Source organism: Polaromonas sp. P1_A2 (assembly GCF_056406895.1).
The window spans coordinates 153378-173454 of record NZ_JBFTZI010000005.1; the positions used below are offsets into that span (position 1 = coordinate 153378).

A 20077-nucleotide genomic window follows, 5' to 3' on the forward strand; every position below is an offset into this window, starting at 1 on the left:
CTATTTTTTGAAAAATATTGCCTGACCTACAGCGGCATTACCACTTTTTGACCAAGATTTTGGCGGCGGCCAGGTGTCGCAGACCGCCGAGTTCCTCCCGTGGGCTTATTTCAGGTCGAACAGCTGCGTCAGCGCTTGCCGGTACTGCGGCAGTCCGACAAGGTTGGCATTGTGGTGCGAACCGCCCGGCACAAGCACGAACTGCTTGGGTTGCGCAGCGGCGTCATAGAGCTTGCGCCCCAGGTCGGGCAGTATCAACCGGTCCTCGTCGCCATGCACCACCAGCAGCGGCGAGCCTATCTTGTCCACCTTGCGCACGGCCTCAAAGCGCTGGGTGATCAGCAGCGACACCGGCATCCAGCCCCACTGGGAACTGCTCACCACGTCGGCAATCGAGGTGAAGGTGCTCTCGACGATGGTGCCGCGCTCGTCGTTGACTTCGGTCGCCAGGTTGATGGCGATGGGCCCGCCCAGCGAATGGCCGAAGATGTAGCGTGGCCGGTCCGGGTATTTTTTCGCCAGCCAGTCCCAGGCGGCGCGGGCGTCTTCGTAGGCGGATTTTTCGGAAGGCAGCTCCTGCGTGCTCTTGCCGAAACCGCGGTAGTCGATGGCCAGCACCGAAAAACCGAGCTCCTGCATGCGGCGCATGCGCGGCGCGGAGCCGGTGACGTTGTAGCGCGCGCCGTGCAGGTAGAGCAGCACCGGCGCTTTCGCGGAATTTTCGGCATCGGGCCTGTCGCTGGCCAGCCAGAGGCCGTGCAGGCGGACCGGGTGGTCGCCGGCGGCGGTGTAGTCTATCCAGACGTCGTCCATGCCCACCGCCGCGGCGGCGCCGCCGCTCCAGGTGCGGTCGCTGGGCTGGAAGATCCAGGCGCGCTGCTTTTCGTCGAGGGTGGCGCAGCCGGCCAGCAGGGCCAGCGCCGTGCCGAAACTTGCGAAAAGGTGCCAGCGTTTCATGGTCATGACTGAGTACACCGCGTCCCAAAAGTTCTGGACGCTGGTGTTTCCCCTAGATGTAACAGCCCGCGCGTGCAATCCTCACGCTCGCGGCGCTAACGTCCGCGCATGAAGAGCGAGTCCAGTTCCTTGATGCTGACCTGGCGCCAGGTCGGCCGGCCGTGGTTGCACTGGTCGGAGCGCTCGGTGGCTTCCATCTGGCGCAGCAGGGCGTTCATCTCGTCCAGCGTGAGCTTGCGGTTGGCGCGCACCGCGCCGTGGCAGGCCATGGTCGACAGCAGCTCGTTCTGCGCGCGCTGGATCACGGTGCTGGCGTCGTGCTGCGCCAGTTCGGCCAGCACGCTGCGCGCCAGCTCCACCGCGTCGCCCTGCGCCAGGCTGGTGGGCACGGCGCGCACCGCCAGGGTCTTGGGTGAAAAAGGCGTGATCTCCAGGCCCAGCGTTGCCAGGGTCTGGGCGCAGGCCTCGGCCGTGGCGACTTCCTGAGGGCTGGCGGCAAAGGTGGCGGGGATCAAGAGCGGCTGGCTGGCCAGGCTGGCGCCCTCGCCGCCGTCCATCTGGGTTTTCAGGCGCTCGTAAACAATGCGCTCATGGGCCGCATGCATGTCCACGATGACCAGGCCCTGGGTGTTTTCGGCCAATACATAAATGCCCTGCAGCTGGGCAATGGCCCGGCCCAGCGGCCAGTCGCCGGGAGGAAGGGGCACGGCATAGTCGGGGCTGGCCGCACTGTTGCTGGGCGATGCGAGGGCGGGCCTGGGTTCGGGTGCATGCGAAGACGCGGGCAGAAAAATACCGCCTGTCTCGGTGCGGCCTTCACCCGAGGGCGCCGGCACCGGCCACATGGCCTCAAAGTCGGAAACCCGGCTGCCGCCGTTGCCGCCATGGTTACCAAGGCCGCTGTTGCCGGCGAAATTCATGCTGGGCTGCGCCCATCCCTGGCGCGAAAAAGCCTGCTGCCCCGCGGAAACTTCCGCGGGCATCGCTGCGGCCGCGGCGAAGGCCGCATCGGCGGTGGCGGAGGAGCGCGGAATCGCCAGCGCGTTTTCGGTTGCATGGCGCACCGCCTGGTGCACCTCGCGGCTGTCGCGAAAACGCACCTCTATCTTGGTCGGGTGCACGTTCACGTCCACGCGGCTCGGGTCTATCTCGACATACAGCGCATAGACCGGCTGGCGGTGGCCGTGCAGCACGTCCTCATAGGCGCTGCGCGCCGCATGCGTCAGCACCTTGTCGCGCACATAGCGGCCGTTGACATAGGCGAACTGCTGATCGGCGCGCGAGCGGGCGGCATCGGGGATGCCGGCCACACCCCAGACGCGCACGGCGGGCCGGCCGTCATGGCGCAAGGCCGAACTTTCGTAATTCACGGTAACCGACTGCTCGACGAACTCGCTGCCCAGCACATCGGCCAGGCGCTGCTCATGGGCCTTGTCGCCGCTGGCGGCGCGCCATTGTTCGACCAGCTTGCCCTCGTGCCAGATGGCAAAACCGACGTCGGGCCGCACCAGCGCGTGGCGGCGCACGGCTTCTATGCAGTGCGCCAGTTCGGTGGCGTCGGTTTTGAGGAATTTGCGGCGTGCCGGCGTGGCGTAAAACAGCTCGCGCACTTCCACGCTGGTGCCGCGGCTGCGCGCGGCGGGCTTGAGTTCGCCGGTGCGGCCGTCCAGTTGCCAGGCGTGCTCGCTGTCGGCTGTGCGGGACAGCAGGCTCATGTCGGCGATGGAATTGATGGCGGCCAGCGCCTCGCCGCGAAAGCCCATGGTGCCCACAGCTTCGAGGTCCTGCAGCGAGGCGATCTTGCTGGTCGCGTGGCGCCTCAGGGCCACCGGCAGTTCCTCGCGCGGAATGCCCAAGCCGTCGTCCTCAACCAGGATCAGCCGCACGCCGCCGGCCAGCAAACGCACCGTGACCTGGGTGGCGCCCGCGTCCAGCGCGTTGTCCACCAGTTCGCGCACCACCGAGGCCGGCCGCTCCACGACTTCGCCGGCGGCAATCTGGCTGATCAGTTCATCGGGCAGTTCGCGGATGGGGCGGCGGGTGGTGGCAAGGCTCATGCAAGGGATTTTAGGGTGTCACCCATTTTTCAGCCGGAAGCCGGACGCAAGCCCTGCGGGCCGCGCGGCTTGTAATATTCTGTTTCTGTTTTTTCCCTGCCCAAAACCATGCCCTTCAAAATCCTCAATTTCGCGGCCCTCGCAACCCTGCTGCTGGCGGGCCCAGTTGCCATGGCGCAAGCCACGGGCGCCCCGGTGTGTGTGCAGGATGAAAGCGTCAAGGAACGTTTTGTGCCGGTGGAACTGCTGACCGGCAATCCCATGACCGAAGCGCGCGAACTGGTGTTCGCACCTGTCGACCGGGTCTATCCCTTTGTCGATGAACTACCGGATGGTTCCCTGGGAAAAGGCGAGGCCGCGCTCAAGGGGCCTCTCTCGTGGGAGGGCCATGAAATCTACGAACGCAAGGTGCCGCGCGCCCATGAACGATTTGCCCTGACGCCGGACCGCACGGCCATAGGCCGCGTCTACGACCAGCGCTTCGGCAATGCCAGCAACGAAGGCAAGTTTCCCGTAGGTAGCTGGTCGCAAGGGCAGGTGCGGCGCTACAGCACCACTTATTTTTCGCCACGCGGCCCGCGGCAGGAAACCACGATCCTGGAGATTGAAAAACTATCCTGCACCTATGAAGGCGTCCCTGGCGCGCTGCAGTACGGCTGGAAAACCAGCGGCGGCCTGAGCTACGGTTATATCTACGCACCCGGCAAGGGGCTGGTGCATGTGATGACGCGCGCCGGCGGACGCTGAGCCGCCAGAGCCGGGCCGGCGCACCTGTCAGAATCGGGGCATGGAACTAGCCGCCTTTCTCATCGATTTCATTCTTCACGTCGACAAGCACCTGGAGGCCTTCGTCACCAGCTACGGTGCCTGGGTTTACGCCCTGTTGTTCATCATTATTTTTGTGGAAACCGGCGTGGTCGTCATGCCTTTCCTGCCGGGCGATTCGCTGCTTTTTGTGGTGGGCGCCATGTGCGGCGTGGGCCTGATGAGCTTTCCGCTCGCGGTGGGGCTGCTGTTCGTGGCGGCCGTGCTGGGCGACCAGTGCAACTACAGCATAGGCCGCGCCCTGGGGCCCAAGGTCTTCCAGTGGGAAAACTCGCGCTGGTTCAACAAAAAAGCGTTTGACCAGGCCCACGCGTTTTATGAGCGCTATGGCGGCATCACCATCATCGCCGCGCGCTTCATGCCGTTTTTGCGCACTTTCGCGCCCTTTGTGGCCGGAGTGTCGGAGATGACGCGCAGCAAATTCACGCTGTTCAACCTCGTGGGCGGCGCCCTGTGGGTGGGCGGCATCGTCACGGTGGGCTATTTCTTCGGCAACATTCCCTTTGTGAAGACCCATCTCGACAAGATCATCTGGGCCCTGATCCTGGTGCCCGGCCTGATCGTCATATTTGGCGCCTGGAAATCCAGGCGCAAGGCCGGTAGCGCCGGGGCCTGAAGCGCTTTTGCGGCCGGCAGGAAGACCACCCCAATGAGTATCACTTCCCTGGACCTTGCCGCCGTGCAGGTTGCAACCGCCGGCGAGGCGCTGGTTGACCTGATTGCCCAACCGGACGGGCGTTATGACGCTTGCCCGGGCGGCGCGGTTTTTAACCTGTCGCGCGCACTGGCGCTGCAGGGCGTCAATACCCTGTACCTCAATCCTTTATCACGTGATCGTTTTGGCCGCCAGCTGGCCGCCACGCTGGCCGGGGATGCTGTCCGGCTGGCCTGTCCGCAGCCCGTGGCGCAAAGCACCTCGCTGGCCGTGGTGGGGCTGGATGACACCGGTCATCCCGATTACGCTTTTTACCGGCAGGATGTGGCGGACCGAGCGGTCACGGCGGACGGTTTGATCCAGTCATGCCATCGCGTTCCCGCGCTGCAGATGGTGTGCACCGGCGCTCTGGCCCTTGCGCCCGAGGATGCCGGCCGCTACCTGCCATGGCTGCGTGCCCAGCACCAGGCCGGCAATGTGGTGGTGGTGGATGCCAACCTGCGGCCGTCGGCCATGCCGGACCTGCAGGCCTACAGGCGCAACGTGCACGCCGCGCTGCAGCACGCCGATGTGGTCAAGGCCAGCGATGAAGACCTGGACAACCTGCAGGTGCCCGGCGCGGATGCCGTTGCCCGGGCGCGGCATCTGCTGGACGTGAGCGGCGCGGCCTTGCTGGTTTTGACTCTGGGGCCGCAGGGGGCTTGCCTGTTGGCGCGCGATGGCCGGCAGTGGCGCGCCCGCGAATCCCGGCCATTGGCGGTGGTGGATACCGTGGGCGCGGGCGACTGTTTTCTCGCCGGCTTCATGGCCGCCTTGCTCGCGCGAAAAGCCGATACGGGCGGCGCCCGCGCCCTGCTGGCGCTACCCGACGATGCGGGGCATGGCTTGCTGGCCCATGCCGTGGCCAGCGCCAGCTTGTGTGTCTTGCGGCGCGGCTGCGTGCCTCCGACCGAGGCGCAGGTGCGGGCCAGGGTTGGGCAGGCCAGTTGCCTGTTTGACTGACAGCTTGGGCCGATGCCGTACTAAAAAATCAGGGAAAGACGACCCGGAGACACACAGATGAACGCACCTCAAACCCTGTCACGCTGGGGCGAGCCCGGTTCCAGCCGCGTCCCTTTCTGGGCCTATACCGACGCCCAGCTCTACCAGCGCGAGCTGGAGAAAGTTTTTTACGGCGCGCACTGGTGCTACGTGGGGCTTGAGGCCGAGATTCCCAACGTCGGCGACTACAAGCTCAGCCACGTGGGCGAGCGCCAGGTGCTGATGGTGCGCGACCGCATCGCGCCCAAGGACCGCGCCACCGACCACGGCATACGCGTGGTGGAAAACCGCTGCGCCCACCGCGGCGTGCGCTTTTGCCAGAACCTCCAGGGCAATGCGCGCAGCTTTGTCTGCCCCTACCACCAGTGGACCTACAAGCTCAACGGCGACCTCGCGGGCCTGCCTTTCAAGGACGGCGTGAAGGAGGGCGACTGCGTCAACGGCGGCATGCCCGAAGATTTTGACCTGAAGGACCACGGCCTGACCAAGCTGCGCGTGGCGCTGCTGCACGGCCTGGTGTTCGCCACTTTCAGCGAGGACGCCGAACCGATCGAAGACTATCTGGGCCCGCAGCTCATGCCCTGGCTGGACCGCATCTTCAAGGGCCCCGAGGGCGCGCGCAAGCTGACCCTGCTGGGCTACAACCGCCAGCGTATCCCGGGCAACTGGAAGCTGATGATGGAGAACATCAAGGACCCCTACCACCCCGGCCTGCTGCACACCTGGTTCGTGACCTTCGGCCTGTGGCGCGCCGACCAGAAAAGCCGCATGGTGATGGACGCTCATGGCCGCCACGCGGTGATGATTTCGCGCCGCAACGAAGGCGGGCAGAACACGGCCGTGACCGAGGGCGTGACCTCTTTCAAGGCCAATATGGCGCTGCACGACGACCGCCTGCTGGACGTGGTGCCCGAGCCCTGGTGGAAAGTGGCCGACCCGTCCAACCCGGGCAGCGACATCACGCCCACCGTCACCATGATCACGCTGTTTCCCAGCCTGATCATCCAGCAGCAGGTCAATTCGCTGAGCACCCGCCACATCGTGCCGCGCGGCCAGGGCGAATTTGATTTCATCTGGACGCATTTCGGCTTTGCCGACGACACGCCCGAAATGACGCAGCGCCGCCTGCGCCAGGCCAACCTGTTCGGCCCGGCGGGTTTTGTCAGCGCCGACGACGGCGAGGTGATCGAGTTCAGCCAGGCGGGCTTTACCCAGGCCGGCGAGGGCGCCACGCTGTGCGAGCTGGGCGGCACGGGCACCGAGATGACCGAACACATGGTCACCGAAACCCTGATCCGCAGCATGTATGCCTACTGGAAGAAAGTCATGGAACTATGACGGCGATCGAACAAATGGAGCGCCTGCTGCTGCAAATGCAGGTGGACCGGCTCAACGCGGACTACGCGGCGGCACTCGATGAAAAGCGCTTTGAGGAATGGCCGGAATTTTTTGTGGAAGACGGCCACTACAAGGTGCAGGCCCGCGAGAACTTCGACCGCGGCCTGCCGCTGGCGCTGATGGCGCTGGAAAGCCGCGGCATGATGAAGGACCGGGTGTACGGCGTCACGCAGACGATTTACCACGGGCCGTATTACACGCGCCATGTCGTGAGCCCCGCGCGCATCCTCTCGCAGGAGGGCGACACCATCCGGGCCGAGGCCAACTATGCGGTGTTCCGCACCAGGCCGGGCGGCGTGAGCGAGGTCTACAACGTGGGCCGCTATATCGATGCGCTCACGCAAAAAGACGGCTCGCTGAAATTCAGGAGCCGTCTTTGTGTGTACGACAGCGAGATGATCCTCAACTCGCTGATCTACCCGGTATGACAAGGCCTGGGGCTTAAACCAGGCGCTTGAACCAGGCGAGCGTGGGGTCAGCGTTTTTTGCCGACCTCGTTACCGATCAGCGCACCTGCGGCCGCGCCGCCCACGGTGCCCAGGGTGCTGCCGAAGACGGCATTGCCCACCAGGCCGCCGGCCACGGCGCCAACGCCGGTGCCTATCTGCGCATTCGTCGGGCTGGTGCTGCAGCCGCCCAGGCCTATCAGTGCCGCCGCCGCGACCGAGATCATCAGTTTCGTATTCATGTTGTTTGCCTTTGCTAAGAGTTCCAGGCGCTCGCTTCTTGCTGCGGGCCTTCAGCGTGTGAAGGCCCCGGCTTTGCCTGTGGCTTCAATGTAGGCGGGCCGCTGCCCCGGGGCTGTAGGAAAAGGCCACCGCGGGCTGTCGGCTCGCTGCGGTCTTTTGTGTTCAGTTTTGGCGCATCAGCGTGCGCCAAGGAGGGCCTAGACGGCGCGGTTGCGCGCCAGCGGCGGGTTGCGCGCGAAGTAGCGCGTGATGCCGCGCATCAAGGCATCGGCCAGCTGGACCTGGTAGTCCTCGCTGCGCAGCCTGGCTTCCTCGTCGGGGTTGCTGATGAAGGCGGTTTCCACCAGCACGCTGGGAATATCGGGCGCCTTCAGGACGGCGAAGCCGGCCTGCTCGACCTTGGGCTTGTGCAGCTTGCCGACGTTGCCGATCTCGCCCAGCATGGCGCTGCCGAGCTTGAGGCTGTCGTTGATCTGCGCGGTGGTGCTCATGTCCAGCAGGGCTTTTTGCACCTGGGCATCCTTGGCCTTGACGTTGATGCCGCCCACCAGGTCGGCCGAATTTTCCTTGTCGGCGATCCAGCGCGCCGCGCTGCTGGAGGCGCCTTTTTCACTGAGCGCGAAGACACTGGCGCCCTGCGGCCGCGCCGTGAAAAAGGCGTCGGCATGGATGCTGATGAAAAGGTCGGCTTGCACACGCCGCGCTTTTTGCACGCGCACATGCAGCGGCACGAAGAAGTCGGCGTCGCGCGTGAGGTAGGCGCGCATATTGGGCTGCTGGTTGATGCGGTCGCGCAGGCGGTGCGCGATTTGCAGCACCACGTCTTTTTCGCGCGTGCCGCCGGGACCGACGGCACCGGGGTCTTCGCCGCCGTGGCCCGGATCCAGCGCCACGATGACGAGGCGGTCGGTCTTGCCGCTCTTCGCGGTGGCAGCCGCCTCCGGTGCGGATTTGGCGACACCCGGGCTTGCCGCCGGCCCTGGGGATTTGTCCTTGTCCTTTTCCGCGACGGATGCCGGCGGTGGCGGCTTGCTGTCGGCCTGCTTGCCCGATTGCCGCGCGATCAGGTCGGCAATAGGGTCGCTGGCCGGTGGCGGCGCGGCGGCGGATTGCCGGTCGGCAAGCTTCTCGGCGATCAGGGCCTCGAGCGGGTCGGCGACCTGTGTCGGATACAGGTCGAACACCAGCCGGTACTGGTAGGCGGCCACGGGCGGCAGGGTGAACACCTGCGGCTGTATGGGCTGCTTGAGGTCTATCACCAGCCGCACCACGCCAGGGGCGTTTTGCCCCACGCGTATGCCCGAGATGTTCGGGTCGTCTGATTTGACCTTGGCCACCAGCTCGCGCAGCGCCGGGATCAGGTCTATGCCCTCGATGTCCACCGCCAGCCGGGGCGGCTCGGCGACAAAAAACTGCCGCGCCTTGATTTCACCGTCCGACTCGATGGTGAGCCGCGTGTAGTCCTTGGACGGCCAGACGCGCACGGCCACGATGGTGGCGCCGCGCGCGATGTGCTGCACACCCAGCAACAGCACCACGCCGCCCAGTTGCAGGGCGCCGCGGCGGCTCAGGGCGGGGCGCTTCATGCGAGCAGTTCCGCGCCGGTGGGCGTGTGGGCCGTCAGGGTGACGGCGCGGCTGTCGTCCGGCAGCACTTCCAGGCGCAGCAGCAGGTCGGGTTGCGGCAGGTGCGGCCCGGCTTTCTCGGGCCATTCGACGAGCTTGAGGCCGGTAGCCGCGAAGATGTCGCGAAAGCCGGCTTCTTCCCACTCGCGCGGGTCGTTGAAGCGGTAGAAATCGAAATGCCAGATGTTCATGCCGCCATTTTGGCCTGCATCCGCTCCGGCCGTGGCCAATGTGTAAGGCTCGACCACCGCATAGGTGGGACTCTTGATGCGGCCCTGCACGCCCAGGCTCTTGAGCAGGTGGCGCACAAAGGTGGTTTTGCCGGCCCCCAGGTCGCCCTGCAGTTCGATCAGCGCGCGGCCTATGGCGGGGTGCTTTGCCAGGGCCCGCGCGAAATCGGCCGTGGCCTCCTCGTCCAGCCAGGTAATGTTTTTTACAATCGGCGGGTGTCCGCCAGCAACGCTTTGAACAGTCATCAGTTCGTTTCTCAAATTCAGGCTTGGGCGCGCGAGCTTGGATTTTCGCAAATCGGCATCGCCGGCGTCGACCTCTCCTCGGCTGAACCCGGATTATCGGCCTGGCTGGCGGCGGGCTTTCACGGCGACATGCATTACATGGCCGCGCACGGGCTCAAACGCGCCCGGCCGGCCGAACTGGTCCCTGGCACGGTCAGCGTGATCACGGCGCGCATGAACTACCTGCCGGCGGCAACCCCCGCCGTGCCCGGCGAGTGGCAGGCCCTGGAGTTCAGCCGCTTGGAGCGGCCCGCCGAGGGCATTGTGTCGGTCTATGCGCGCGGCCGTGACTACCACAAGATCATGCGCGGCCGCCTGCAAAAACTCAGCGAACGCATCTCGGAGCATGTGGAACAGCTGGGCCATCGTGCTTTCACCGATTCCGCGCCGGTGATGGAGGCGGAGCTCGCGGCCCGCAGCGGCCAGGGCTGGCGCGGCAAGCACACGCTGCTGCTCAACCGCGAGGCCGGCTCCATGTTCTTTCTCGGTGAAATCTATGTGGACATCGCGCTGCCGCCCAGCGGGCCAGTGGCGCCGCATTGCGGCAGCTGCCAGGCCTGCATCGATGTCTGCCCCACGCGGGCCATCGTCGCGCCGCACAAGCTGGACGCCAGGCGCTGCATTTCCTACCTGACCATAGAGCACGCGGGCCCCATACCGCTGGAGCTGCGTGCGCTCATGGGCAATCGCATCTACGGCTGCGACGACTGCCAGCTGGTCTGCCCCTGGAACAAATTCGCCCAGCGCAGCGCCTTGCCTGATTTCGACGAGCGGCACGGCCTGACGGGCCAGCAGCTGGTGACGTTGTTCGGCTGGAGCGAAGAGGCATTTTTGCGTTTCACCGAAGGCAGCCCGATACGGCGCATAGGCCACGAGCGCTGGCTGCGCAACATCGCGGTGGCCATGGGCAATGCGCTGCGTGTGCTCGACGCGGCGGCCGGACTGCCTCTGCGCGAGGCGCTGCAGGCGCGCGCCGCCGATTGCGGCGAGCTGGTTCGCGAACACATTGAATGGGCGCTCAGCCAGTAGGCTCCGTCTGCTTGTAATATCCCTGTGCACGAAAGGACACCCGCATGGACCCCACGATTTCAGGCGCCCTGGCTTCGCTGTTTGGCGCAGTCGTCGGCGGCAGCATCACTTTTTTCCTGAACCGCCAGCTGCACAAACACCAGCTGGCACTGGCGCACGAGCAGCACAAGACCGAGTTCATGGCCGAGGAGACGGCCCGCCACTTCCTGAGCCACAAAGGCTATACCGACCGCTCCTTTGAAACCCTGCAGATGCACCTGGGCGGGTTTGACGAGGACGAACTGCGCAAGATCCTGGTGCGGGCGGGGGCGATACGGGTTTATCGCGAGGATGGGTCGGAGTGGTGGCGCTTGATGAGCCGGATGGGCGAGTTCATCGAGAAGAAGAACGCTTCCTGAGGCCTTCGGCCCCGTAAGAACGCCTCAGCAGTCGGGGCGCCGGTAGTTCTGGTAGCACAGCTCGCGGATACGGGCTTTGTCCCTGGCAAGGCGCTGTTCCGCCGCCCTGGCCTCGCTTTGCTCGCGTGCTCGGGCCTCATAGTCCTTGCGCTGGGCTTCCCGCTGCTCGATGCTGTCCCGCTGTATCTCCCGGTAGCTGCGCTGTGCTTCCGTGTAACGTGCATTGTTGATCGCCCGCTCGCTTTCCTGGCGGAACTGGCGCTCCTGCTGCTCCGCGCGCCTGGCGAGCTGCTGCCGGCTGGCTTCCTCGGCGGCCAGCCGATCCGCTTCTTTCTTTTCTTCTTCGGCCGCCTGGGCTTTCAGTTGAAGTTCCAGCTCGGCCTGCGCTTTTCGCGCGGCTTCCCGCTTGTAGCTGACGTAGTAGCCCGTTGCAAAGATCAAGAGGACCAGCGCCAGCAGGACTGGCAGCGCCCGCACGGGCCACGAAGCCTCCGGCTTCACGCTGAGCGACCTGTCCACACGCGCGGCTGGCGTGCTGGCTTGCGCACTGCTCAATTTGCGGTCGTGCGCGGCCCTGGACTCCGGGTCGCGCAGGATCTGGTGCGCGGTTTTGACCTCAAGGAATTTGTCGACGGCTTTCGGGTCTTCCGCAAGCCTGGCGGGAGAGTAAAAACTCTTGGCTTTTTCAAAAGCCGCTTCGATGTCTTCCCGGCTGGCGTTTCCCGGCACTCCCAGAACTAGATAGGCGGACTTCATGGGCTTCCTGTTGATTTGGCGTTGTTGTTGCCCCTGCGGCAGGGGAGCTGGGTTCAATAGCGGCGCGACGCGCGATCGGCCGCGGCGGCCGCTCTTGCCGCGGCAGCCTCGGCACGCCTTTCGGCTGCGGCCTGCCGTGCGTTGCTTTCGGGGTAAACCGGATAGGCGGGGTATGCCGCGTATGCGGACGGGGCGCGGGTCCTGGTGGAGGCCTGTTTGTTGTCCATGCACTCCGTCTCAATGGCGGCCCGGATTTCCACGGGGTTGCCTTTTTTGGCGAAAACCGCGGACGCCAAATCCTTTTCCTTGATTTTTTCCAGCCTTGCGATGGGTTTGGCGTCAATGCCTGCGTGCAGGCTTTCCAGGGTTTCCTGGCGGGTCCGCGCCTGGATGAAGGGCAGGGCACGCACGCCCCTGTCGGCGCACTGCGCGTCGGCCGTCGCATTGACCTGCTCCTTGCTGAAAGAACCGGTCAGCGAGGAGTACTTTTTCTGGACTTCCGTGTCGCAGGGTTTGTCCTGGAAAGTCGCGCCGCATTTGTACAGGTTCTGGCCGCCGCTGGCGCCCGAACACGCCGCGCCCATGACAATCAAGGCCGCAATTGAGCTTCGAATTTCCATCCCCGATCCCCTTGTTATTGCCTGGCCCTGTTGGCTACAAATTATTACATTAGTATACCCAGCAGCGGTGAAAGACGGGACCTGGCTGGCACAGCCCCAGGGAAACGAAAAAAACGAGAGCGGGAACGAGTACCTTAGCGCAACACCGCCAGGGCAAAGGGCAAGCTCACCACCCCCAGCATGGTCGACAAGGTCACCAAGCCCGCCACATAGCCGCCGTTGTAGCCCATGCGCGCGGCCAGCACATAAGCGCTGGAGGCCGTCGGCAGCGCCGAGAAGGCCAGCAGTATGGTGGTCTGCACCGGCGACAGGCCAAAGGCCTTGGCCAGGCCCAGGGCCACGACGGGCAGCAGCAGGTGGCGTATCGACAGCACGGCCACCGTCAGGGTCCTGGACTGCGCCAGGTGGACGAACTGCATGCCGGCCCCGGCCGACATCAAGCCCAGGGCCAGGGAGGCGGCTCCTATGCGGTTGACGGTGGGTTCCAGCCAGAAGGGGATGTTGAAGCCCAGCAGGTTGGCGACAAGGCCCGTGGCCGTTGCCACGATCAGCGGGTTGCGCACCAGCTCGCCCATGAAGCCGCGTTGCGCATGCCTTGCCATGGGCCATACCGCGGCGACGTTGAAGAGCGGCACGCAGACGCCGATCAGCACCGCGATCAGCTGCAGGCCCTGGGCGCCTGCGAGGCGGTCGGCCAATGCCAGGGCGATGAAGGAGTTGAAGCGAAAGGCCACCTGCGCGCTGGCCGCGTGCTCGCGCGTGTCGATATGGCGGCGCAGCCAGGGCAGGTGCGGCAGGCTGTAGGCCATGGCGATGCCGGCCACGCCCATCAGCAGGCCGGCACCTATCAGGCTGGAGGCGGCACCCAGGTCCAGCGGGCTTTTCACGATGGAGTGAAACAGCAGGACCGGAAACAGAAAGTAATAGACCAGGCTTTCCACCTTCTCCCAGACTGTGCGGTTGAGAGCGGTGTAGCGGCACACCAGGTAGCCGCAGACGATGAGGGAAAAGTCGGGGAAAAGAAGCTGGGCGTAGTTCACCGGCCCAAGAATAACCGCAATCCCTTCGGGTTTGCCCTTATGCGTAATCCACAACTGGCGGTATTGGTTCTTGCGATTACCATTTCAGCAGTTAGTTTTTACCGTAAGGACCTGAACATGCAACGTCGTTATCTCTTTGCCTACTCCGTGCTGTCCGCGCTTGTGCTGGGCGCCGCCGCGGGCCCCGCACTGGCGCAGGGTTATCCCAACAAGGTGGTCAAGCTGCAGGTGCCCTTCGCGCCCGGCGGCACCACCGACATCGTCGCCCGCGTGATCGCCGAGCCGCTGGGCAAGGCCCTGGGCCAAAGCGTCATCGTCGAGAACAAGGCCGGCGGCGGCGGTGTGGTCGGCGCGCTGGAAATCGCCCGTTCCGTTCCCGACGGCTATACGCTGGGCGTGGCCACGGTGTCCACCACCGCGGCCAACCCGGCCATCAACCCCAAGATCCCGTACAACACGCTGACGGACTTCACGCCCATCATCAACATCGCGGCCACGCCCAACATCATCGCCGTGCACCCGAGCTTTCCGGCCCGCAACTACAAGGAGTTCCTGGCCGAGCTCAAGAAGAACCCCGGCAAGTACTCCTATTCATCTTCGGGCACGGGCGGCATAGGCCACCTGCAGATGGAGCTGTTCAAAAGCATGTCGGGCACTTTTGTGACCCACATCCCCTACCGCGGCGCGGGACCGGCCCTCAACGACACGGTGGCCGGCCAGGTCCCCATGATCTTTGACAATATTCCTTCCGCGCTGCCCTTCATCCAGCAAAAGCGCCTGATCCCCATCGTGGTGGCCGCGCCGCAGCGCCTGGCCGTGTTGCCTGACGTTCCGACCTTCAAGGAAGTCGGCCTGGAGCCGGTGAACCGCATGGCCTACTACGGCATCCTGGGCCCCAAGGGACTGCCCAAGGAAGTGGTCGACAAGGTCAGTGCCGGCGTGAAGAAGTCGCTGGAAGACCCGGCGGTGCGCAAACGCATCGAGGACACGGGTTCGCTGATCATCGCCAACACGCCCGAGCAGTTCACGGCCCAGATCAAGGCCGAATACGAGGTCTACAAAAAAGTGGTGGACGGAGCCAAGCTCAAGCTTGACTGAGCCCGATCGGGTCTTAGTACCATAAGCCGCCGCGCAAGAGATTGCGCGGCGGCTTTTTTTGTTATGGTTGCCTCCATGCAAGCACAAAGCCAGTCCAGCATAGACGCGTTCATCGATGCGCTGTGGCTGGAGGACGGCCTCTCGAAAAACACGCTGGCGGCCTACCGCCGGGACCTGTCCTTGTTCGCCGGCTGGCTGGGCGCGAAGGAGCAGGGCGCGCGCGCGCTGGACGCTACGGCCGAGAGCGATCTCAACCGCTATTTTTCCGCCCGGCACGCCGCGACCAAGGCGACCTCGGCCAACCGGCGCCTCACGGTGTTCAAGCGCTACTTCCGCTGGGCGCTGCGCGAGCGCCTGATAGACGCGGACCCGACGCTCAAGCTGCAGTCGGCCAAACAGGCGCTGCGGGTTCCCAAGACGCTGAGCGAAGCCCAGGTCGAAGCGCTGCTGGCCGCGCCCGATGAAGCTACGTCGCTGGGGCTGCGCGACCGCGCCATGCTGGAGCTGCTGTATGCCAGCGGCCTGCGTGTGAGCGAGCTGGTGGGCCTGAAGACTTTTCACCTGAGCCTCAACGAAGGCGTGCTGCGCGTCATGGGCAAGGGCAGCAAGGAGCGCCTGGTGCCATTCGGCCAGGTGGCGCGGGAATGGGTCGTGAACTACCTGGCCGAGTCGCGGCCGGCCATCCTTGGCGGGCAGCAGACCGACGACCTGTTCGTCACCGGCCACGGCAAGGGCATGAGCCGCGTGATGTTCTGGATGTTGGTCAAGAAGTACGCTGGGCTGGCCGGCATCCATTCGCCGCTGTCGCCCCACACCCTGCGCCACGCCTTCGCCACCCATTTGCTGAACCACGGCGCCGACCTGCGCGCGGTGCAGATGCTGCTGGGCCACGCCGATATTTCCACCACCACGATTTACACCCATGTGGCGCGTGAGCGGCTCAAGGCGCTGCATGCGCAGCACCACCCCCGGGGCTAGCAATTTTTCCCGCACTTCACCCTTGGAACGCCTTATGCCAGGATTGATTCGACGGCGCCGCGCGGCCGCGCTGCTGGTTTTTTTATCGCCTCTTGGCGCTGCCCTGGCCCAGCCGGCTCCGGCATGGCCGGCGCGCCCGCTGCGCATTGTGGTGGCCTATCCGCCGGGCGGCATCAGCGATGCGGTGGCGCGCGCCCTGGCCGACAAGCTGGCTACCCAGCTCGGCACGCCGGTGGTGGTGGAAAACCGCGCCGGCGCGGGCGGCAGCATAGGCATGGATGCGGTGGCCAAGGCCGCGCCCGACGGCTACACCCTCGGGTTTTCGTCCATCAGCCCGCTGGCCCTGAACCCGCACCTGGGCAAACAGGCCTATGACCCTGCCCGCGACATCGCGCCGGTCGCCAGTGTGATGTATTCGCCCGTGGTACTGCTGGCCACACCGGCTTTCGCGGGCAGAGACTTCAAGGACGTGCTGGCGATGGCCAGGGCCAAACCAGGCAGTGTGCGTTGGTCAACCTCGGGGCTGGCCACGGTGGGACATCTGGTGCTCGAGCAGGTTAGCCACGGGGCAAAAGTCGAATTTACCCATGTCCCTTACAAGGGCGGCGGCCAGCAGCTCACCGATGCGCTGGGCGGGCAGGTCGAGCTGGTCTCCACCAACCTCAGCGGCACCGTGATGCAGCATATCCAGTCGGGCAAACTGCACCCGCTCGCGGTGGGCGCGCCGGCGCGCGTGGAGGCCTTGCCGCAGGTGCCGACCTTTGCTGAACTGGGCCTGGCGCCCGCCAACCTGAGCTCGCTGTTTGGGGTGTTCGCCCCGGCGAAGACACCGACGGAGCTGCTGCAGCGGCTCAACACCGAGATCAACCTGGCTTTACGCACGCCCGAGCTGCGCAAGAAGCTGCTTGATGCCGACAATGTCCCGACCGGCGGCAGCGCAGCGGACTTTGCCCGCCAGATCGCCACCGAGTCGGCCGGCAATGCCCGCATCATCAAAGCCGCGAACATCAAGGCCGAGCAGTGATGGCGGTATTTCATCAGTGGGGGCCGAGGGTCCGGCTTTGCCGGCCCCAGGCGCCGCCCCCTTGAGGGGGAACAGGCTACACGGAGTGAGCTTTGATGGGGGTGTACATGTAATCTCGGTGGAAGGGGTAGCCGGACTGGGCCCCGGTGACGACCGTGTTGTGCACATCGCCTGAAGGCCGCGTCGCCAGCATCTGGTGCAGCGAGATCCAGCCCTGCTCGAAGCTCATGGCGCTGCCGGCCAGGTAGAGCCGGTAGGCCCTCAGGGTTTTTTCGGCGCGCTCGGTGCCGCCGTCCTGGGCCAGCACCTGGCGTGCTTCGTCCAGCCTGGCTTCCAGCCCATCGGACCAGTTCCAGAGCGTGCGCGCGTAGTGCGGGCGCAGGTTTTCGGTGTCCACCATTTCCAGGCCGGCGCGCGACATGTGCTCCAGCACGGCGCTGACGTGCATCAGCTCGCCGCCCGGGAAGATGTATTTTTCGATGAAGTCGCCCATGCCGGCGCCCAGCTGACGGTTTTCCAGGCCGCCGGCCGTGATGCCGTGGTTCATGACCAGGCCGCCGGGTACCAGCAGGCGCATGATTTTCTGGAAGTAGCCGGTCATCTTGGCCTTGCCCACATGCTCGAACATGCCGACCGAGGAAATTTTGTCAAAGGCCTGGTCCTCCGGCAGGTCGCGGTAGTCGCGCAGCTCCATGCGCACGCGCCCGCCCAGGCCTTTTTCTTCGATCAGCCGCTGCACGTGCGCATGCTGGTTTTTCGACAGGGTGATGCCGGTGGCGTCGACGCCGTAGTGCTCGGCGGCCCACATCAGCAGGCCGCCCCAGCCGGCGCCTATGTCGAGGAAACGCTCCCCGGGCTTGAGCATGAGCTTGCGGCAGATGTGGTCCAGCTTGGCTTCCTGCGCCTGGGCCAGGCTCATGGACGCATCGCGGTAATAGGCGCAGGAGTAGACGCGCCGCGGATCCAGCCAGAGCGCGTAAAAGGCATCCGACACGTCGTAGTGGAACTGGATCTGCGCCGCATCGCGGGCATGGGTGTGGGCCGCCAGGGACTTGGCGTGGTGCAGCAGGCTGGACCACCAGCTTGTGTCGCTTTGCACCGGGTTGCCGGGCAGCAGCTTGGTCACCGCGCGCATCACGTCGCGCATGGCGCCCTCGAGCTGGAGCTTGCCTTCGACATAGTCTTCGGCCAGGGCGCCTATCTGGCCGGCCTTGAGGCGGGCAATGCTGGACCAATGGGAAAACGCGAGCTTGACGGGCGCGTTGGCCGAGCCCAGGCGCTGGCCCTGGGGCAGCTGAAGAGCGATGTCCGCCGGCAGGCGCGGCATTTGCGATGGGATGTCTGGAACCAGGTGCCGGATCATGCGCAAACTCCTTTTCAAGAGATTTCCAGTCTAGCGCCGTTCGAAAATCCCTGCCGCAACCGTGTATGTAGGAATTTGCCGCGTTTTGGACGCCGTGACTAACCCAGGAGCGCCAGTTCCGCCTCTTCAAACCCGGCCCGGCGTCGCGCGTCCAGGTTCAGCGGACCCTTGAGCCGGGGCGCCTCGTATTGCCGGGCCAGCAGGGCATAGGTCGCGACCGGCTCCAGCCCGCGCTGGGCGCACAGGTGGCGGTACCAGTGGTTGCCGATGGCGACATGGCCGATCTCGTCGCGCAGGATCACGTCCAGGATGTCCACGGCCCGCAGCGCGTCCGGTGTGCCGACCTTGCGCAGCTTGGCCTGCATGGGCGGGGTGGCATCCAGGCCCCGGGCTTCCAGGGTGCGCGGCACCAGGGCCATGCGCGCCAGCAGGTCGCCCTCGGTCTTGCGTGTCATGTCCCAGAGGCCGGTGTGGGCCGGAAAGTCGCCATAGTCATAGCCCATAGCTTGCAGGTGGGCGCGCAGCAGGCTGAAGTGCTGGGCTTCCTCGGCGGCGACCTTGAGCCAGTCCAGGTAGTAGGCGCGCGGCATGCCGGAAAAGCGCCAGACTGCGTCCAGGGCCAGGTTGATCGCGTTGAATTCGATGTGCGTCACGGCGTGGAGCAGGGCGGCCAGGCCTTCGCGCGTGAAGGGCGAGCGCTTGGGCACATCCAGGTGGGAGCGCAGCTCGGGACGCTCCGGGCAGCCGGGCAGGCCGGCCGGGGCCTCGAGTTCCAGCCCGGCCTCGACCGCCAGCGTGCCCGCCTGCGCCATGGCCTGCTGTGCCATCAGCACTTTTTGCGCGGGATCGGCTTCCAGCAGCGCCCGCAGCGCCAGCTGGCGCAGTTCCGCGGGAGGAGACTCGCTTGTCATGGGGGGATTGTCGGCGATACGGCAGTGGCTCCTAAGAGCCTGTTCAATGTCTAAACGGGGCCGCGTTGGGGTGCAATCGGGATGAGTGGGCCAACCGGGCACGCCGCATGGGCTAATGCCCATGCAAGGGCCTGGGTGGCTCAATCGCCCGACCGCCCAGCCGGCCGGCTGGGCGTCGTGCGGCTGCCCCAACGGGGATGCAAACGCGACCGCGTTTGCGTCACCCCAACCCGGAGGGCAAGCCCCTTCTCGGGCGGTCTGCGGCGTTGCGGCGCTAGCCCATAGCCATGCTATGGGCGTCGCACCGCGCCTTGCATTCCATCCCGAGAAGGCGCTTGCGCGGCCCCGTTTAGGCATTGAACAGGCTCTTACAATCGGGGGGTATCGGGGCCGGCTGGGTGCTGGCCCTGCTTTTTTGACCCCATCCCCTCACCAAGTGCAAAACCCATGGCCCTCTACCAACTGGACAACCTGGCCCCTGACGTTCACGAATCCGCCTGGGTGGCCGACAACGCCCAGGTGATGGGCAATGTGAAACTGGCTGAGGACAGCAGCGTCTGGTTTGGGGTGGTGATACGGGGCGACACCGAGACCATTTCCGTGGGCCGGGGCTCCAACATCCAGGACAACAGCGTGCTGCATGCCGACATGGGGCTGCCGCTCAACATAGGCGAAAACGTCACCGTCGGCCACCAGGTCATGCTGCACGGCTGCACCATAGGCGACGGCTCGCTGATAGGCATCCAGGCGGTGGTGCTCAACGGCGCGAAAATCGGCAAGAACTGCCTGGTCGGCGCCGGCTCCCTGGTCACCGAAGGCAAGGAGTTCCCCGACGGCTCCATGATCCTCGGCAGCCCGGCCAAAGCTGTCAGACAGCTGTCCCCGGAGCAGATAGAGGGTTTAAAAATGAGCGCGAAGCACTATGTAGACAATGCCCGGCGCTATAAGACCGGGCTCAAGAAAATTGCCTGAATGACCAAAACCATCAAATACACGCTGAGCGCTAACGCCTGCACTCTTATTCCAGCAGGGGCCGCGGAACCGGCTTTGCCGGGCGGCAGGCGCAGCGCCCCCTCGGGGGGCAGCGCATTACGCGAA

21 protein-coding genes are annotated in these 20077 nt (G+C 65.3%); 11 read left to right on the forward strand and 10 right to left on the reverse strand.

The window, feature by feature from the left end; genetic code table 11:
• Window positions 1-105: 105 nt before the first annotated feature.
• Together AC1D09_RS19300 and mutL are read right to left on the reverse strand one after the other, a co-directional pair.
• The gene (locus AC1D09_RS19300; protein ID WP_477662499.1) at window positions 106-957 is read right to left on the reverse strand and encodes an alpha/beta hydrolase; all 852 of its coding nucleotides are present in this window, start codon (window positions 955-957) and stop codon (window positions 106-108) included.
• A gap of 95 nt (window positions 958-1052) precedes the next feature.
• Window positions 1053-3014 (reverse strand): DNA mismatch repair endonuclease MutL, encoded by a 1962-nt coding sequence (gene mutL, locus AC1D09_RS19305; RefSeq protein WP_477662498.1) that lies wholly within the window; start codon window positions 3012-3014, stop codon window positions 1053-1055.
• Between the two features lie 108 nt (window positions 3015-3122).
• On the opposite strand from mutL, the gene AC1D09_RS19310 reads away from it, so the two are divergent.
• Genes AC1D09_RS19310 through AC1D09_RS19330 form a run of 5 tightly spaced genes read left to right on the forward strand, consistent with a single transcriptional unit; the run spans window position 3123 to window position 7361 of the window.
• Complete coding sequence (locus AC1D09_RS19310) at window positions 3123-3761, forward strand: hypothetical protein (protein WP_477662497.1); 639 nt, start codon at window positions 3123-3125, stop codon at window positions 3759-3761.
• A gap of 40 nt (window positions 3762-3801) precedes the next feature.
• Window positions 3802-4455 carry a VTT domain-containing protein gene (locus tag AC1D09_RS19315; protein ID WP_477662496.1) on the forward strand — a complete coding sequence of 218 codons (654 nt, stop codon included), beginning with the start codon at window positions 3802-3804 and terminating at the stop codon, window positions 4453-4455.
• Window positions 4456-4488: 33 nt separating this feature from the next.
• A complete protein-coding gene (locus AC1D09_RS19320) occupies window positions 4489-5496 on the forward strand; it encodes a PfkB family carbohydrate kinase (protein ID WP_477662495.1) in 1008 nt (335 codons plus the stop codon).
• A 57-nt stretch (window positions 5497-5553) separates the two neighbouring features.
• Complete coding sequence (locus tag AC1D09_RS19325) at window positions 5554-6873, forward strand: SRPBCC family protein (RefSeq protein WP_477662494.1); 1320 nt, start codon at window positions 5554-5556, stop codon at window positions 6871-6873.
• 14 nt (window positions 6874-6887) lie between these two features.
• Window positions 6888-7361 (forward strand): aromatic-ring-hydroxylating dioxygenase subunit beta, encoded by a 474-nt coding sequence (locus AC1D09_RS19330; protein WP_477662571.1) that lies wholly within the window; start codon window positions 6888-6890, stop codon window positions 7359-7361.
• 47 nt (window positions 7362-7408) lie between these two features.
• Here the strand turns inward: AC1D09_RS19330 and AC1D09_RS19335 are convergent, their stop codons facing one another.
• From AC1D09_RS19335 to tsaE, 3 genes are all read right to left on the reverse strand, one after another.
• Window positions 7409-7621 (reverse strand): glycine zipper 2TM domain-containing protein, encoded by a 213-nt coding sequence (locus AC1D09_RS19335; RefSeq protein ID WP_477662493.1) that lies wholly within the window; start codon window positions 7619-7621, stop codon window positions 7409-7411.
• A gap of 198 nt (window positions 7622-7819) precedes the next feature.
• A complete protein-coding gene (locus AC1D09_RS19340; RefSeq protein WP_477662492.1) occupies window positions 7820-9208 on the reverse strand; it encodes an N-acetylmuramoyl-L-alanine amidase in 1389 nt (462 codons plus the stop codon).
• Window positions 9205-9723 carry a tRNA (adenosine(37)-N6)-threonylcarbamoyltransferase complex ATPase subunit type 1 TsaE gene (gene tsaE / locus AC1D09_RS19345; protein WP_477662491.1) on the reverse strand — a complete coding sequence of 173 codons (519 nt, stop codon included), beginning with the start codon at window positions 9721-9723 and terminating at the stop codon, window positions 9205-9207. Before tsaE ends, AC1D09_RS19340 begins: the two co-directional genes overlap by 4 nt.
• 15 nt (window positions 9724-9738) lie before the next feature.
• Here tsaE and queG point away from each other — a divergent pair, with 15 nt between their 5' ends.
• Both queG and AC1D09_RS19355 read left to right on the forward strand, forming a co-directional pair.
• On the forward strand, window positions 9739-10791 hold the full coding sequence (gene queG, locus AC1D09_RS19350) for a tRNA epoxyqueuosine(34) reductase QueG (RefSeq protein WP_477662570.1): 1053 nt from the start codon (window positions 9739-9741) through the stop codon (window positions 10789-10791).
• A gap of 44 nt (window positions 10792-10835) precedes the next feature.
• Window positions 10836-11189, forward strand: coding sequence for a hypothetical protein (locus tag AC1D09_RS19355; RefSeq protein WP_477662490.1), 354 nt, complete (start codon window positions 10836-10838; stop codon window positions 11187-11189).
• A gap of 24 nt (window positions 11190-11213) precedes the next feature.
• Here the strand turns inward: AC1D09_RS19355 and AC1D09_RS19360 are convergent, their stop codons facing one another.
• The 3 genes from AC1D09_RS19360 to AC1D09_RS19370 form a co-directional block, all read right to left on the reverse strand.
• Complete coding sequence (locus AC1D09_RS19360; RefSeq protein ID WP_477662489.1) at window positions 11214-11945, reverse strand: J domain-containing protein; 732 nt, start codon at window positions 11943-11945, stop codon at window positions 11214-11216.
• Between the two features lie 53 nt (window positions 11946-11998).
• Window positions 11999-12565, reverse strand: coding sequence for a hypothetical protein (locus tag AC1D09_RS19365; protein WP_477701181.1), 567 nt, complete (start codon window positions 12563-12565; stop codon window positions 11999-12001).
• A 134-nt stretch (window positions 12566-12699) separates the two neighbouring features.
• A complete protein-coding gene (locus AC1D09_RS19370; RefSeq protein ID WP_477662487.1) occupies window positions 12700-13605 on the reverse strand; it encodes an AEC family transporter in 906 nt (301 codons plus the stop codon).
• 117 nt (window positions 13606-13722) lie between these two features.
• Between AC1D09_RS19370 and AC1D09_RS19375 the strand changes: the two genes are divergently transcribed.
• From AC1D09_RS19375 to AC1D09_RS19385, 3 genes are all read left to right on the forward strand, one after another.
• The gene (locus AC1D09_RS19375; protein ID WP_477662486.1) at window positions 13723-14703 is read left to right on the forward strand and encodes a tripartite tricarboxylate transporter substrate binding protein BugE; all 981 of its coding nucleotides are present in this window, start codon (window positions 13723-13725) and stop codon (window positions 14701-14703) included.
• Window positions 14704-14778: 75 nt separating this feature from the next.
• Entirely contained in the window at window positions 14779-15681 is a 903-nt protein-coding gene (gene xerD, locus AC1D09_RS19380) for a site-specific tyrosine recombinase XerD (RefSeq protein WP_477662485.1), read from the forward strand.
• A gap of 34 nt (window positions 15682-15715) precedes the next feature.
• A complete protein-coding gene (locus AC1D09_RS19385) occupies window positions 15716-16705 on the forward strand; it encodes a Bug family tripartite tricarboxylate transporter substrate binding protein (protein ID WP_477662484.1) in 990 nt (329 codons plus the stop codon).
• A 76-nt stretch (window positions 16706-16781) separates the two neighbouring features.
• Here the strand turns inward: AC1D09_RS19385 and AC1D09_RS19390 are convergent, their stop codons facing one another.
• The gene (locus AC1D09_RS19390) at window positions 16782-18068 is read right to left on the reverse strand and encodes a class I SAM-dependent methyltransferase (protein WP_477662483.1); all 1287 of its coding nucleotides are present in this window, start codon (window positions 18066-18068) and stop codon (window positions 16782-16784) included.
• A gap of 98 nt (window positions 18069-18166) precedes the next feature.
• A complete protein-coding gene (locus AC1D09_RS19395) occupies window positions 18167-18979 on the reverse strand; it encodes a ferritin-like domain-containing protein (protein WP_477662482.1) in 813 nt (270 codons plus the stop codon).
• A 447-nt stretch (window positions 18980-19426) separates the two neighbouring features.
• Between AC1D09_RS19395 and AC1D09_RS19400 the strand changes: the two genes are divergently transcribed.
• The gene (locus AC1D09_RS19400) at window positions 19427-19951 is read left to right on the forward strand and encodes a gamma carbonic anhydrase family protein (RefSeq protein WP_477662481.1); all 525 of its coding nucleotides are present in this window, start codon (window positions 19427-19429) and stop codon (window positions 19949-19951) included.
• Window positions 19952-20077: the final 126 nt, after the last annotated feature.

Excerpts from the sequence above, each read along its gene's own strand:
- AC1D09_RS19300 (WP_477662499.1), bottom strand. The coding sequence starts at position 957 with ATGAAACGCTGGCACCTTTTCGCAAGTTTCGGCACGGCGCTGGCCCTG.
- mutL (WP_477662498.1), bottom strand. The coding sequence starts at position 3,014 with ATGAGCCTTGCCACCACCCGCCGCCCCATCCGCGAACTGCCCGATGAA.
- AC1D09_RS19310 (WP_477662497.1), top strand. The coding sequence starts at position 3,123 with ATGCCCTTCAAAATCCTCAATTTCGCGGCCCTCGCAACCCTGCTGCTG.
- AC1D09_RS19315 (WP_477662496.1), top strand. The coding sequence starts at position 3,802 with ATGGAACTAGCCGCCTTTCTCATCGATTTCATTCTTCACGTCGACAAG.
- AC1D09_RS19320 (WP_477662495.1), top strand. The coding sequence starts at position 4,489 with ATGAGTATCACTTCCCTGGACCTTGCCGCCGTGCAGGTTGCAACCGCC.
- AC1D09_RS19325 (WP_477662494.1), top strand. The coding sequence starts at position 5,554 with ATGAACGCACCTCAAACCCTGTCACGCTGGGGCGAGCCCGGTTCCAGC.
- AC1D09_RS19330 (WP_477662571.1), top strand. The coding sequence starts at position 6,888 with ATGGAGCGCCTGCTGCTGCAAATGCAGGTGGACCGGCTCAACGCGGAC.
- AC1D09_RS19335 (WP_477662493.1), bottom strand. The coding sequence starts at position 7,621 with ATGAATACGAAACTGATGATCTCGGTCGCGGCGGCGGCACTGATAGGC.
- AC1D09_RS19340 (WP_477662492.1), bottom strand. The coding sequence starts at position 9,208 with ATGAAGCGCCCCGCCCTGAGCCGCCGCGGCGCCCTGCAACTGGGCGGC.
- tsaE (WP_477662491.1), bottom strand. The coding sequence starts at position 9,723 with ATGACTGTTCAAAGCGTTGCTGGCGGACACCCGCCGATTGTAAAAAAC.
- AC1D09_RS19355 (WP_477662490.1), top strand. The coding sequence starts at position 10,836 with ATGGACCCCACGATTTCAGGCGCCCTGGCTTCGCTGTTTGGCGCAGTC.
- AC1D09_RS19360 (WP_477662489.1), bottom strand. The coding sequence starts at position 11,945 with ATGAAGTCCGCCTATCTAGTTCTGGGAGTGCCGGGAAACGCCAGCCGG.
- AC1D09_RS19365 (WP_477701181.1), bottom strand. The coding sequence starts at position 12,565 with ATGGAAATTCGAAGCTCAATTGCGGCCTTGATTGTCATGGGCGCGGCG.
- AC1D09_RS19375 (WP_477662486.1), top strand. The coding sequence starts at position 13,723 with ATGCAACGTCGTTATCTCTTTGCCTACTCCGTGCTGTCCGCGCTTGTG.
- xerD (WP_477662485.1), top strand. The coding sequence starts at position 14,779 with ATGCAAGCACAAAGCCAGTCCAGCATAGACGCGTTCATCGATGCGCTG.
- AC1D09_RS19385 (WP_477662484.1), top strand. The coding sequence starts at position 15,716 with ATGCCAGGATTGATTCGACGGCGCCGCGCGGCCGCGCTGCTGGTTTTT.
- AC1D09_RS19390 (WP_477662483.1), bottom strand. The coding sequence starts at position 18,068 with ATGATCCGGCACCTGGTTCCAGACATCCCATCGCAAATGCCGCGCCTG.
- AC1D09_RS19395 (WP_477662482.1), bottom strand. The coding sequence starts at position 18,979 with ATGACAAGCGAGTCTCCTCCCGCGGAACTGCGCCAGCTGGCGCTGCGG.
- AC1D09_RS19400 (WP_477662481.1), top strand. The coding sequence starts at position 19,427 with ATGGCCCTCTACCAACTGGACAACCTGGCCCCTGACGTTCACGAATCC.